The 13,759-nt window shown below is 42.4% G+C and carries 15 protein-coding genes; 9 read left to right on the top strand and 6 right to left on the bottom strand.

Translation table 11 applies throughout. From position 1 onward, the window contains the following. Positions 1-10 precede the first annotated feature (10 nt). From dapD to FTU82_RS08080, 5 genes are all read left to right on the top strand, one after another. A complete protein-coding gene (gene dapD / locus FTU82_RS08100) occupies positions 11-832 on the top strand; it encodes a 2,3,4,5-tetrahydropyridine-2,6-dicarboxylate N-succinyltransferase (RefSeq protein ID WP_005097576.1) in 822 nt (273 codons plus the stop codon). A gap of 131 nt (positions 833-963) precedes the next feature. Then, complete coding sequence (queE, locus tag FTU82_RS08095) at positions 964-1,674, top strand: 7-carboxy-7-deazaguanine synthase QueE (protein ID WP_100357449.1); 711 nt, start codon at positions 964-966, stop codon at positions 1,672-1,674. A 35-nt stretch (positions 1,675-1,709) separates the two neighbouring features. Continuing rightward, complete coding sequence (queC, locus tag FTU82_RS08090) at positions 1,710-2,378, top strand: 7-cyano-7-deazaguanine synthase QueC (protein WP_005170088.1); 669 nt, start codon at positions 1,710-1,712, stop codon at positions 2,376-2,378. Between the two features lie 16 nt (positions 2,379-2,394). Further along, entirely contained in the window at positions 2,395-2,808 is a 414-nt protein-coding gene (locus tag FTU82_RS08085; RefSeq protein ID WP_005170085.1) for a hypothetical protein, read from the top strand. An 80-nt stretch (positions 2,809-2,888) separates the two neighbouring features. Next, the gene (locus FTU82_RS08080) at positions 2,889-3,347 is read left to right on the top strand and encodes a peroxiredoxin (RefSeq protein WP_005170083.1); all 459 of its coding nucleotides are present in this window, start codon (positions 2,889-2,891) and stop codon (positions 3,345-3,347) included. A 166-nt stretch (positions 3,348-3,513) separates the two neighbouring features. Here FTU82_RS08080 and FTU82_RS08075 read toward each other — a convergent pair whose 3' ends face one another. Next, on the bottom strand, positions 3,514-4,077 hold the full coding sequence (locus FTU82_RS08075; protein ID WP_180086505.1) for a YceI family protein: 564 nt from the start codon (positions 4,075-4,077) through the stop codon (positions 3,514-3,516). 452 nt (positions 4,078-4,529) lie between these two features. Then, the gene (locus FTU82_RS08070) at positions 4,530-5,135 is read right to left on the bottom strand and encodes a LysE/ArgO family amino acid transporter (RefSeq protein ID WP_005097584.1); all 606 of its coding nucleotides are present in this window, start codon (positions 5,133-5,135) and stop codon (positions 4,530-4,532) included. Positions 5,136-5,238: 103 nt separating this feature from the next. Between FTU82_RS08070 and FTU82_RS08065 the strand changes: the two genes are divergently transcribed. Next, on the top strand, positions 5,239-6,144 hold the full coding sequence (locus FTU82_RS08065; protein WP_100329049.1) for a LysR family transcriptional regulator ArgP: 906 nt from the start codon (positions 5,239-5,241) through the stop codon (positions 6,142-6,144). Between the two features lie 5 nt (positions 6,145-6,149). Here the strand turns inward: FTU82_RS08065 and FTU82_RS08060 are convergent, their stop codons facing one another. Next, on the bottom strand, positions 6,150-6,719 hold the full coding sequence (locus tag FTU82_RS08060; protein WP_005097586.1) for a nicotinate-nicotinamide nucleotide adenylyltransferase: 570 nt from the start codon (positions 6,717-6,719) through the stop codon (positions 6,150-6,152). Positions 6,720-6,820: 101 nt separating this feature from the next. Between FTU82_RS08060 and FTU82_RS08055 the strand changes: the two genes are divergently transcribed. Together FTU82_RS08055 and FTU82_RS08050 are read left to right on the top strand one after the other, a co-directional pair. Continuing rightward, positions 6,821-7,621 carry an enoyl-CoA hydratase-related protein gene (locus FTU82_RS08055; RefSeq protein WP_180086503.1) on the top strand — a complete coding sequence of 267 codons (801 nt, stop codon included), beginning with the start codon at positions 6,821-6,823 and terminating at the stop codon, positions 7,619-7,621. 73 nt (positions 7,622-7,694) lie between these two features. Further along, positions 7,695-8,498 carry a nitroreductase family protein gene (locus FTU82_RS08050; RefSeq protein WP_074383348.1) on the top strand — a complete coding sequence of 268 codons (804 nt, stop codon included), beginning with the start codon at positions 7,695-7,697 and terminating at the stop codon, positions 8,496-8,498. A gap of 226 nt (positions 8,499-8,724) precedes the next feature. On the opposite strand, the gene FTU82_RS08045 is transcribed toward FTU82_RS08050, so the two are convergent. From FTU82_RS08045 to FTU82_RS08035, 3 genes are all read right to left on the bottom strand, one after another. Then, the gene (locus FTU82_RS08045) at positions 8,725-10,194 is read right to left on the bottom strand and encodes a carotenoid oxygenase family protein (protein ID WP_180101222.1); all 1,470 of its coding nucleotides are present in this window, start codon (positions 10,192-10,194) and stop codon (positions 8,725-8,727) included. Between the two features lie 140 nt (positions 10,195-10,334). After that, a complete protein-coding gene (locus FTU82_RS08040) occupies positions 10,335-10,652 on the bottom strand; it encodes a hypothetical protein (protein WP_005097590.1) in 318 nt (105 codons plus the stop codon). Positions 10,653-10,681: 29 nt separating this feature from the next. Further along, entirely contained in the window at positions 10,682-11,557 is an 876-nt protein-coding gene (locus tag FTU82_RS08035) for a LysR substrate-binding domain-containing protein (RefSeq protein ID WP_100329052.1), read from the bottom strand. A gap of 171 nt (positions 11,558-11,728) precedes the next feature. Between FTU82_RS08035 and FTU82_RS08030 the strand changes: the two genes are divergently transcribed. Then, the gene (locus FTU82_RS08030) at positions 11,729-13,471 is read left to right on the top strand and encodes an FAD-dependent monooxygenase (protein ID WP_180086499.1); all 1,743 of its coding nucleotides are present in this window, start codon (positions 11,729-11,731) and stop codon (positions 13,469-13,471) included. Positions 13,472-13,759 lie beyond the last annotated feature (288 nt).

Raw genomic sequence — 13,759 nt, 5'->3', positions numbered from 1 at the left:
AAGGAAGATCATGTCGCAGCTTTCAACAATCATTGAAAAAGCGTTTGAAGATCGTGCGAATTTCACAGCTGCAGATTGCCCTGCTGAAATCCGTCAAGCAGTTGAGGACGTAATTGCTGGTCTAGACAATGGTACTTTACGTGTTGCTGAAAAAATCGATGGTGAATGGATTGTTCATCAATGGATTAAGAAAGCGGTATTGTTATCATTTAAATTAAACGACAACAAACCAATGCAAGCTTGTGATCTTCGTTTCTATGACAAAGTAGATACTAAATTCTCAGACTGGACTGAAGAACAATTCAAAGCGGCTGGCGTACGTGTAGTCCCTCCCGCGGTGGCGCGTAAAGGTTCATTCCAGGCCAAAGGCGTGATCTTGATGCCTTCTTATGTCAACATCGGTGCCTATGTAGATGAAGGTACGATGGTGGACACATGGGCAACTGTGGGTTCATGTGCACAGATTGGTAAAAATGTTCACTTGTCTGGTGGTGTTGGTATTGGTGGTGTACTTGAACCACTTCAGGCCAACCCGACTATTATTGAAGATAACTGCTTTATCGGTGCACGTTCTGAAATCGTTGAAGGCGTGATCGTTGAAGAAGGTTCTGTAATTTCAATGGGCGTATTCATTGGTCAATCGACCAAGATTTATGACCGTGCCACTGGTGAAATTCACTATGGTCGCGTACCAGCAGGTTCAGTCGTTGTTGCAGGTAGTCTGCCTTCTAAATGTGGTACTTACAGCCTTTATGCTGCGATTATCGTGAAAAAAGTAGATGCGCAAACTCGTTCTAAAACCAGCCTGAACGATCTATTACGCGAAGACTAATATGTCTTAACTTAGAGGGCACATTGGTGTTCCTCGGAGCTTCAAGCGCTCCCCGTCTCTACGATCAGTCATGATCGTAGGGATTTTTATTTTTATACCCGGTTATTTATTTCTCAGTGGTTAGTTTTGTTATGAATACGCTTCGTTCTTCCGCAATTCCAGTTTCTGATCCGTCTGCGGGTTTACGCATTACGGAGATCTTCTATTCATTACAAGGTGAAGCCAATGCTGCGGGCTTGCCAACGGTTTTTATCCGCTTAACCGGCTGCCCGTTACGCTGTACATACTGTGACACCACCTATTCATTTGAAGGTGGTCAGCGTCAGTCTCTGGATGAAATTATTCAGACCACGCTCGATTTTAAAACACCCTATGTCTGTGTGACCGGTGGTGAACCACTGGCTCAACCGAATGCCCTGCCTTTAATGCAGCGCCTTGCTGATTTAGGTTGTGAGGTTTCTTTAGAGACCAGTGGTGCTTTAGATGTTGCTAAAGTAGACCCGCGCGTTTCCAAAGTTCTAGATTTAAAAACCCCAACTTCAGGTGAAGTTGCACGAAATTTGTTATCCAATCTGGATCATTTAACGCCACATGATCAAATCAAGTTTGTGATCTGCAACCGTGAAGACTATGAATGGTCAAAGCAGCAGCTTGAACAGTATCAGCTTCAAGAGAAAGTCAGTACAGTCTGGTTCTCGCCTGCATTTGCGGTTGAAAAAGGCGCGGTTCGTTTACCGCAACTGGCGCGTGATTTGGCTCAGTGGATTTTAGAAGACCATCTCCCTGTTCGTTTCCAGTTACAGCTGCACAAGTTGTTATGGAATGATGAAACTGGTCGTTAATTTTTTGTAAAGTTACTTTTTTGGAGAATCAGCTTATGCGCCCTCGTGCCATTGTTCTGTTATCTGGCGGATTAGACTCAACTACATGTCTGGCTTGGGCACAGGCACGCTACGAATGTATCGCGATCAGTTTTAAGTATGGTCAGCGTTCAACCACAGAGCTGGATGCAGCCAAAGCACTGACTCAAGCTGCCGGTGTGGAACATCGTGTGATTAATATTGATCTGGGCAATCTGGGTGGCTCAGCCCTTACCGATCATAGCATTGAGGTGCCTGATCATGAACAAGCCGGTATCCCGATTACCTATGTTCCGGCACGTAATACCATCTTCCTGTCTTATGCTTTAGCCGCTGCGGAAGTATTTAAAGCCGAAGCAATTGTGATCGGAATTAATGCGGTTGATTACTCGGGCTATCCGGATTGCCGACCGGAATTTATTGACGCATTTGCCAACATGGCACGCCTTGCGACCAAGGTTGGCGTAGAGGGTCAGGCGCTCAAATTTGAAACACCTTTGTTACATTTATCCAAAGCAAATATTATTCGCTTAGGTATTGAACATGGCGTAGACTACAGTCAAACGGTGTCATGCTATCAAGCAGATGACCAAGGACGTGCCTGTGGCAAATGTGACAGTTGCCGTTTACGTAAACAGGGTTTTGCGGACGCAGGTGTTGAAGACCCGACACGTTATATACCGTAATAACAAGGTAGAGTTTATGAAGAATTTAAAATCAAGCATCGTGCTTTCAGCAATTGTTTCAGCTGCTGCTATGTTCGCAACAACGGCTCAGGCAGCTGATGACAAATTACAACAAGCTTATAAAAGCACCAATGTAAAATCTGCATTGATCAATGTTTGTAAAGATGAAACTGGCAAAGGTAAAAAACTGACCGCTGCTGAAGTCAGTAAATATTGTACTTGCGCTGTTGAAGCAGATGGTAAACTAACCAATGCACAAAAATGGGAAATCCAAAGCACCATTAATCAGAAGAAAAGTCCTGGAACTTTAGCTTTTGTACAGAAGCAGAATAAAGACCTGCAAGCATGTTTTGGTCCACAGTTAACAGGCAAACTGAAAACTTTGACTGAAGAAGCAATGAAATCAGCTCAAGCTGCGCCGAAGAAATAATATCTCATTATTCTTTGATGAAATAAGCCACTATAATGTGGCTTATTTTTTTGAAAAATTTAAATAAAACAGGAGTTAATATGACTGCCATCAGTTTGCTTGACCAGAGTTTCCCTGCAACGACAGCTGAAATCAATTTAACCCAGCTGGATACAGAATGGCTGGTGATTTATTTTTATCCTAAAGATTCTACTCCGGGTTGTACCACTCAAGCCGTCGGATTTTCTTGTTTAAAAGATCAGTTTGATGCTTTAAATACCACCATTATTGGCGTATCTCGTGATTCGGTCAAAGCCCATCAAAACTTTACTGAAAAGCAGAATCTGAGTATTAATCTGATCAGTGATAAAGAAGAAATCCTGTGTAATCACTTTGATGTGATTAAAGAAAAAAACATGTATGGCAAACAAGTCATGGGGATCGAGCGTTCGACTTTTATTTTCCATAACGGCGAACTGGTCAAAGAATATCGTAAAGTCAAAGCCGCAGGTCATGCCGAACAAGTCCTGGAAGATTTAAAAGCTCTGCAAAGTGCTTAATTGACTATTTCCTGCAAGGATAAAAGCTCGAAAAAATCGGGCTTTTTTTGTGATTACTTTGATGTAATACAAGCATTTTATATGTCTTCTATGCTTCAATTTTTAAAGCTAAGCAATAGACATGCAGCAGTCTATTAATCTGAAAAAAGACTGTATTCAAACACCCTTAATTAACTTCACAATGACCCGAGAGATGCAGATTCACTTTCTCCCCTACGCCTGCGATCCCCTTTCTCATGCCGAAATCACTGCGGTTAATCACTGCAAATGCCTGGACTTCGAGCAAGTTGTCATTAGACAGACTCGACTTAAAGGTTGTTTCAAAAATCACCGGTTTGGTCACACCACGCAAAGTCAAATTACCTAAAACATTGTATTTACCATTGCCCAGGTCTTTAAACTGGATACTTTTAAAACTTACCGTTTTGTATTTTTCAACATAAAAAAGGTCTTCACCCAAAATCATATGTTTCAATAACGGTTTATTAAAACTCAAACTCTCCACATCCATGACCAGATGCGTTGAAGCATTTTGCGGTGCTTTGGCATCAAACTGCATGCTGGATTGCACCTGATTAAACTTGGCTTTGACCACAGTCAGTCCCATTGACTTGATCTCAAAGCCGACATCACTTTTAGGAGTGAGCGTCCATGATTTTGCAAAAGCCTGACTGCTGAAAAATAAACAGATTGCCAGGCCAATCAGTCCAGTTTTTATTGTTGTTTTCAATTTTAAATCCACCTTGTTTAATTTCTTATTGATCGGATTTAGATACACGCTTCAAGCTGAAATTAAATTTTCTTTTCAGTTTTAGAATTTTTTTTTCGTTATTTTTATACCAGTTAACTGAAGTTTTTGTAAAACCCTTAGTGACTAATGGAAAAAATAATCGTTAGTATTTATTTTTAAGAAATGGCTTAATCGAAGTATGCTCATCGAATGGAGACTGTTAATACTTTGATTTTAAAATTCATCTCCTAAATATGATCATATATTCCAACAAAATCTGAAGTAAAATTTGCTTACACAGCGAGCACTGCAAACTCCATTTTCTATTGTGATTCTCTTTGAAAAATGTTTAAACAGAATGTTTAGACAAATATCAATTACAGACCTTACTCGCATTCTCTTGTTCAAAATATAAAAATCCTCAATTGAGGATTTTTATATTACCAGTTGAATTAAATGCTTAGAATTAATGACCCTGCGACGATCCACATGGTACAAGCAATGAGAGCATCCAGAACCTTCCAGGCATGGCGATGCTGAAACCAGGGTGTCAATATCTTTGCCCCATAGCCCAAGCTAAAAAAGAAAAACCAGGATGCACAGACCGCACCAAGCGCAAACCACCATTTTCCTAGGCTATATTGCGTTGAAATTGAACCAATCAGGATGACGGTTTCTAAATAAACATGCGGGTTTAACCAAGTAAATGCCAGACAGATCATCAACACTTGTAAAAAATGTGCTGTAACTTGATCACTTGGAGCCAAAACTTCTGTTGATTTAAATGCATTGATTGCATGTTGCAGACCATAATAAAACAGGAATCCTGCGCCAATATATTTAGAAAACATAACCGCATTTGGATAATGTTCAATGATGTGAGCAAAACCAAAAACACCTAATAATATCAAAATAGTATCAGACAAGGCACACGTCAAACAGACCAGGAAGATATGCTGCTGTTTTAAACCCTGTTTTAGTACAAAGGCATTCTGCGCCCCGATACTGACAATCAGGCTCATACCTACAGCAAAGCCACTGACCATATAACTGAACATCACATTCCCCTTTTTTGAATACATGAATTATTCAACAAAAAGGAAGCTATTCATTAAAACTAAGTTAATATCAATTTAACTAAATTTTTCTTAGATTGTAGCGATGCTGAATGCGAAACAATGTGATGCTTTTTACGCGGTTGCAAAAACTGGAAGTTTTGATCTGGCGGCAGAACAACTCAATATTACTGCCTCAGCAGTGACCCTTCGTGTTCAGAGTCTGGAAAAACAATTGGGACACTTGCTGCTGGTGAGAGACCGGCCTTGTCGCGTGACTCAATCTGGACAAACTTTATTGCATTATTTACAGCATCAGCGTTTGCTAGAACAGAATTTGATGCAGGATTTGGGCGGACAGGTACAACAGGAAGGTTTTTACTGTCTGAATATTGCCACCAATGCCGATTCACTTGCGACCTGGTTATTGCCGACCTTACAAGCCCAACTGATCCAGCATAAAATTGTGCTGCATTTTCAACTGGATGACCAATCACAAACCCATCATTTACTGGAAGCCGGACTGGTCAATGCCTGTTTGAGCACTGAAGCCAAAGCCATGAAAGGCTGTCTGGCCGAGCGGATTGGACAAATGCACTACCGTCTGGTTGCCACGCCTGAATTTGCCCGGAACTGGTTTCAACAAGGAATACATCGTGATGCCTTACGCCACGCACCGGCGATTCTGTTTAATGAAAAAGACCAGTTGCATACCCAGTATATCCAGCAAGAATTTGGCCTGAGTCCGGCACAATATCCTCACTTTTTTATTCCATCGACGCATGCATTTTTTGATGCCATTGTCATGGGCTTGGGTTATGGCTGGTTGCCGGATTATCAAACCCGGCATTTGCTGGAATCAGGACAATTGATTGAACTTTCCGGTGAAATGCGAATTGAAGTCCCCTTGTATTGGCATCACTGGAAACAGCAGTCTCCTGCTCTGGCGATTCTGGGTGAATGTTTAAAACAGCATGCTCAGACCACCATGAATCAGCCTCTAGCCATCTGATCGAGTCAGGCCAGATTGCTTTTATCCTTCTGGACAAATTTTTGACTGAGTTGCTGATAGGTTTCGGTATGCTGGAATTGCTCTAGAAACTCAATCGTGCCTTGTGGAAATTTATCCCGTTGAATTTCACCGCGATAATAAGCTTCACGCATCGGCGTAGCGGATAAAGCACCTTCCAGGCTTTCCAGTTCGACCATTTCCCATTCCGGGAAAAATTTTAAATAATATGAAGAATCATCTTTAAAATGTCCAATCAGTCCGACTTTGGCATTCGGTTCTATGGCCTGATTTATCAGCGATTTCACCAGTTTTTGCCATTTTTCATCGTTATAAACATCAATGACTTCTACAAATTGAATCCGCGCCTGATCTTCCGGACTAAAATTTGCAAGGATCATGGCTTCACGTTCCGAAGCCAGAAATGGATTTTTGATATTGCGTTCATTCTGCGCAGAACCAAGGGCCAAAATCACATTTTGACTGTGTTCCAAAGCAATCTGAATGGTTTGCATATGCGCCAGATGAAAAGGCTGAAAACGGCCAATGAAAACCAGATAATCAAATGTATAGTTCATAACAGATCATTTTTATGACTCATGAGTTGTGCCGCCCCAATAAATATGCGACATAATCAATCTCATAAAATCAAATTAAGTTTTAAAGCAAGGATAGTACGATGACACTGAACTGTATTCAACAACCTCATGAGCATTTGCATGCGAATTTAGAACATGGCGTACTCACTTTAGCCATCAATCGCCCGGAAGCGAAAAATGCCTTATACAGCGAGCTGTATTTATGGATTGCTCAAGCGCTCGATGAAGCAGATCAGGACAATCAGGTGCGTGTGGTGGTGTTACGCGGTCAGGACACGGACTTTAGCGCGGGCAATGATATGCAGGATTTCATGAAATCTGTTGCCAAGAAAGGTCAGGCCCCTGCGGCTGAAGGCCCGCCCTTTATTTTACTCAAAGCGGCTGCCAAGTTTTCCAAGCCTTTAATTGCAGCGGTACGTGGCGTTGCAATCGGGATTGGGGTAACCATCTTATTGCATTGTGACTTGGTCTATAGTGACAATACTGCCCTGTTCCAGATTCCATTTGTCAGTCTGGGCCTATCGCCTGAAGGCGCTTCAAGCAAATTGCTGATTCAGCAGGCGGGCTATCATAAAGCGGCTGAATTATTGCTGACTGCACAAAAATTCAATAGCGAAAAAGCACTCGGTGCCGGTCTGGTGAATAGTATTGAAGAAGATGCCTATGCGGCTGCACAAAAACAGGCGCAGACTTTAGCAGCATTACCTTTGGCGTCTTTGAAGCAAACCAAAGCCTTGATGAAACATAATCTGGATGAAATTGTGGCCTGCATCGACCATGAAGCAGAAATTTTCATGCAGCGCGTTGGCTCTCCGGAAATGCTGGAAGCCGTACAAGCTTTTATGCAAAAACGTAAACCTGATTTCACACAATTCAACTAATTTTCAAACTTAGGATCTCAATGAGCTGGTTTAGACTGCCTCATTGATTCCTTTACCTGTAAGAATAAAGAATATGTCTACTGAAAATTCATCCATTATTGCCCAGTCTCCTGAAACCATTGATAGCGCCAATCCTGATAAAAAACGTTATTATGAACCTGCTCCACAGGATATTGATGTCGATAATTTCCGTAAAGTGATCGAAAGTCGTCGTTCAGTGCGTAAATTTACCAAAAAACCAATTCCAGAAGATGTACTTGATGCTTGTCTGGATCTGGCGTTGCTGGCTCCCAATTCGTCAAACTTGCAGCCCTGGACATTTTATGTGGTACAAAACCCGGCGAAGAAAAAGCGACTGGTCAAAGCCTGCATGAGCCAACTGGCAGCAAAAACGGCTTCTGAGCTGATTATCTGTGTGGCACGTACCGACCGTATTGATGAAATGGCCAAACGGAATGTCAATGAATTTCCATATCCGGAAGCACCAGCTGCCATCAAAAAATACTATAAATACATTCCATATAACTATAAAACCGGTTATTTAAATGTCTTTGGCAACTTTAAAAAAGTGGCTTTCAAAGTTGCCCGCACTTTAGATAAACAGATGCCTGTTTCTGCCTTTAGTCCAAGTGATGCCAAACTTTGGGCAACCAAAACAACGGCACTGGCTTGCGAAAATCTGGTCTTGGCCTTACGTGCTTATGGTTTTGACAGCTGCATGATGGAAGGTTTTGATGAACCGATGGTACGCGATATCTTGGGCTTAAATGATCAGCAATATCCAGTCATGGTGATTGGTGCAGGTGAACGCGCCAAAGACGGCGTGTTCTTCCCGCAATACCGTTTTGATCGTGAGTTATTTATCCAGAAAGTTTAACAGTAGCAATAGAAGAATAAATCTTTGATTTGATATTCTTGGCGATATGAATACCACTCTTAGGCAGAGATTCAGAAATGAATTTTCTGCCTAACCTGGGATCTCGGTTAATTTAGACCTACCCTTCTCATCCTTCAAAGTAACATCAACCTATTAAATAAAGATTTAAATCTTCACGCGATATGAGACTGTGCCAGCACCCAAAGTGCTTATGCATCATCAAAATCTAAGAATAATAAGTTCTCAATTTCCGGTCATCCATCCAGTTACAATGAAATCCGACGGGTACACGAACCGGTAAATGAATCGTGGCAATAGGCCCCTTCTGAATATATTGCGCATCTAAAATCACCACTTTCGATGGACTGCCATCCAAGGCGTGTAGATAAGACATCAGCCAGCCATCATTTTCTGTTTGAGCACCTTCTCGGGCGACAAAAACTGCCTCACCTGTAACCCAGTTTGCTCCAAAGGAATAGCTTGCTGTACTGCCGGTTTCCAGATCATGGTACAAGAGTGTATTACTGCTAACATGATAAGGATCATCAAAGCCGGCAAAGGAAACACTATAGGCATAGCGATAAGGTCGCCCTGTATAGGCTTCATTGATCCGCGGAAATTCCTGCTTGATATTGGATAATACAGTTCGAGTGACTTTTCCTGTTTGCTGCTCGAAGATCAATCTTTCCAGCCGAATCTCCTGATCTTCTATTGGTCCCTGAATGGAACTGACCAGTGCCTGGGAATGTACCACTGCATCCATCACTACATCACCTGTGTTCAGGTCATAAGCATTGACCGTATGGAAAATAAAACAGGGATCAATCTCATACCAGCGGATGTCTGCCGCACTGCCACCAAAAGGCAGCATACCTATACGAGCCTGATGTTTAGGATTCCATTGATAGGGCAGTAATGAGCCTTTTAAGGCACTACGCATAGAAAAGTTGACATTCAAATCCAGAATCAGCACCTGAGATTGAGTAATGGCACAGTCATGCACCATCGGGCCATGTTTGACTGGAATTTCGACATGATGTTGCAATTTGCCTTGAGCATCAATATGTAAATAAAAAACCTGATGATGATTCAAGGCATCATAACAAACCGCATGAATATCTCCTGTTTCCGGGTCGATATGCGGATGAGCCGTAAACGGTAGATCCTGATCATTTTCAAAAAGTTGATGCCGTTTTGATTCCAGTTCACGATTTACTTCGATCGGATAAGCCCCCGCTTCGACCAGTGCCCAGATTTTCCCGGCAAAGTGGATGATATTGGTATTGACCGCATCCGCGATTCCACGCGTTTTCCCTGAAATCTGTGGTCTATGCAATTTTTTCTGCACACTGGCCGATCCGACATAAGCACTTTTATAGCAATGTGCTTCACCAGCTTTGAGTTTCAGCGCGTGAATCATGCCATCACCGGTGAACCAGTGATAATTTCGTGGGTTCTTTACCGTGATCGGATTCGGGCCAATCCGCATCAGCGCACCTTCCAATTCTACAGGAATTTGCCCTTCTACCATCAATTGAGTAGCAAAATGCTCCTGTCGTTGTGGCGCAAATATCCTATCCAGATAGGGATTGTCATGAGAATAGGGAATGCGGCTATGCAGGATTCCCGCACCATGTTTGATAGTTTTACTGAGCGTATTCTTGAGGATATTGCCGAGCTGTTTTGACCACTGCATTATTATTTTCCTGTTTTATTTTTATGATGATGACTGATTTTATACTCATAAAAGGAGGTTAATCATTTTAAACAGATAAGCTGATGGTACGCTAAAACACGATGCGCACCATTACTTCTAGCAGCAATAAGGTTGCACGTTTAGACTTTAATATCCAGGAGCTGAATAAACTCAAAAGCAGGCTCTTCATAAGGATGGCTTGCTTTCAGAGCTTTGGCGACCTCGACCGCCTTTTCATCAGCAACCAGCATTTCTACTCGCCACTCTTCAACCTGCTCTAATTCCCCGACTTCACCAATATAAGGATCTGCACCTTGCTGCGCTTTAAACTGTCCTGTTCCCAGTACCTGCCAGGCACAGTGGGTATAATCTCCGATGCCGCCTGCACCCGCTTTAAACAAGGCTTCCTTAGTCACTTCAAGATGTTCATCTGGTACATAATAAATGAGTTTTAGCATGTTTCCCTTCAACATTTTCAATGGCTTATTTAAGATCTATTGTCCAGTGCCTGGGTAATAATATTCAATGCAGAATTATGAGAATTCTTGTTAAATGTTGCATAAAGTCCTAATTGTGGCAGGACTTGATCTGTTTGCACGATTTTCACATGCTCATTTAAAAAACGCAGCAGATATTCCGGGACGAAGCTAAAACCCATGCCCATATTGATCAGGTTAATATGTTGCAACACATTGGTAACCCACAGTATTTGGTCATGCTGCAATTGTTCAAAAGACATCAGGTGATTCAACTGCGCATAAAAGACTGGCGAGGCATTTTGCTCACACATAATCAACTGATGATTTTTCAGTTCTTGTAACTTCAATGGCCGATCTGTGGGATGTAAATACTCGGCTGCCACCAGATAAATCTGTTCATTCATTAAATGAATATTGTCAAAATCGGGATGTTGCAGACAATAGCGGGTAAAGCTCAAATCCAGCTCGGCATTTTTCAGGCGTTGAATCTGCTCCATACAGGTCAGACTATGCAGATGAATTTTTAAATCAGGAATATTCTGCTTCAGTTTGGCCAGAATATTTGGCATCACTTTCAGTTCTGCAACATTTAAAAAGCCAATATGGATCTGGTTATTTTTCTGCTGCGCCACCTGACGCGCCGCGGCAACTGCCAGTTTGGCACTTTCAAGCGCCTGTTCAGCATGAATCAAAAAAGCTTGCCCTTCATCGGTCAGTTTGATTTGCCGGGATGAACGATCAAACAGCATTACACCGACTTCCTGCTCCAGATCCTTAATCTGCTGACTTAAAGAAGGCTGCGCCGTGAACAGCTTATCTGCTGCTTTGGTAAAACTCTGTTCCTGAGCTACTGTTAAAAAAGCACGTAAATGTCGAAGTTCCATAAACTCAGCCGCATATTCTCAGGCATTTTAAGCTGCCAAACGAGAAAGTAGTAAGAATCTCAATAGACCTATAGTTTATATGAATACTCCTATTGTATTGCCTGAATTTCACTACACTGGATTGTAAATATATTCAAATCTTGTTCTTCAGACAGACACATGGAGTCATGTATGACACAGCATTACGATACTGACGTATTGGTAATTGGCACAGGACCTGCAGGATCGACCTTAGGTTTAGCACTGGCAAACTATGGAATTAAAGTTCAACTCTTCACACAGTTTAACTGGCTGGCCAATAGTCCACGTGCACATATTACCAATCAGCGTGCTATGGAAGTATTACGTGATTTAGGCATTGAAGAACAAGTCAAAGAAATTGCGACACCGTGGGAACACATGGGCGAAAGCCTGATTACCACCAGTCTGGTCGGTGAAGAAATTGCCCGTTTAAGCGCTTGGGGCACAGGTGATGAACGTCATGGCGACTATATCAAAGGCAGTCCATGTCCATTGGTGGATTTGATTCAGCCGAAAATGGAAGCCTTACTGGTCAAGAATGCCGGTGAGCGCGGTGCAATCTATAACTTCAATACTGAATATTTATCGCATGTTCAGGATGAAAATGGTGTCACCGCTACTTTCCTGAACCGGATTACCAACACAGAATTTAGTTTAAGAGCCAAATATCTGATTGGTATGGATGGCGCACGCTCAAAAGTGGTTGAGCAACTTGAGCTACCACTCGAAGGTGTGATGGCGCGTGCGGGTACAGTCTATGTGACTTTTAAAGCCGATCTAAGCAAATATGTTCAGCACCGCCCTGCGATTCTGCAATGGATCGTCAATCCTGAAGCCAGCTTTGGTGATCTCGGTATGGGCTTGCTACGTGCCATTACGCCTTGGAATGAATGGATTATGGGCTGGGGCTTTGACATTTCCAAAGGCGAGCCACAAGTGACTGAAGAACAGGTTCGATCGCGTCTGAATACATTTGTTGGCGCTGAAGTGGAAGATGTCGAAATCCAAAAACTGTCCTACTGGTATGTAAACCAGACTTGGGCAACTGAATACTCTAAAGGCCGCGTGTTCTGTGGTGGTGATGCTGTACACCGTCACCCGCCTTCAAGCGGTTTAGGTTCAAATACCTGTATGCAGGATGCGTTTAACCTTGGCTGGAAACTCACCTATGCAATCAAAGGTTGGGCCGCACCTTCCCTCCTCGATTCATATACGCCTGAACGTGCGCCTGTAGGCAAGCAGATTGTCGCACGTGCCAACCAGTCCCGTTTTGACTATAAGCATTTAAAAGAAGTCTTTGGTTTTGACCAAGGCATCACTACGCAAAAACAAATGCTGGAACGTATTTTTGCTGAAGATGAGCAAGGTGCCAAAATTCGTAAAAAGTTATTTGAAGCACTTGAAATTAAGCATTTTGAATTTAATGCCCAAGGTGTTGAACTGAATCAGCGCTATAGCTCAAATGCGGTAATGAATGAAGCTGAGCCCGAGATCTTTGACAAAGATGAACAGCTTTATCTGCAAGCCACGACTCGTCCGGGTGCCAAAGTTCCACATACCTGGCTAATCAATAGCAAAGGCCAAAAGCAATCCACTTTGGATATTAGCGGTAAAGGCCGTTTTACCTTACTGACAGGTTTATCAGGCAAAGGCTGGAGATTGGCTGCCGAGGCTCTAGATTTACCTTATTTAGATGTAATTCAGATTGGTTCACGTGAGTATCGTGATGTTTATGGTACTTGGAATGCCAAGTCTGAAGTTCATGAATCAGGTGCGGTGCTGGTTCGTCCAGATGGTTATGTGGCTTGGCGTTATCAGGACAGTACCAATGCATCTTTTGATTATGAAAATACGTTAAAGGCGGTATTGAAGCAAGTTCAACTCATAATCTAACTATTCCATCAATCATATTTAATTGACCATCGACATGGATGTCACCTGTCAGCCTGTGGGATATAGTCATTCTATCAGTCTGACGAAGGGGTTTTGTCTTTCGGAGCAATGTTCCTCATGCCCGAACAAAAGCAAATATAGAAACAAAACTAAAAAACCACCTGTTCCTTAAAATGTAGTCAAACATAGTCAAGGACTAATTCGCACTCTGTTAATGTCTTGTTGCCAAACGTGTAACTAGAGCCTGAGTCGGTCAGTTCCGACTTATAGCGATCAGTCCGTTCTTGC

Origin of the sequence: Acinetobacter sp. YH12151, assembly GCF_013418355.1 — a bacterium.
Classification (GTDB): Bacteria; Pseudomonadota; Gammaproteobacteria; order Pseudomonadales; family Moraxellaceae; genus Acinetobacter; species Acinetobacter pseudolwoffii.
The sequence above is the reverse complement of the archived record's forward strand: the minus strand, read 5'-3'. Positions and strand labels throughout refer to the sequence as shown.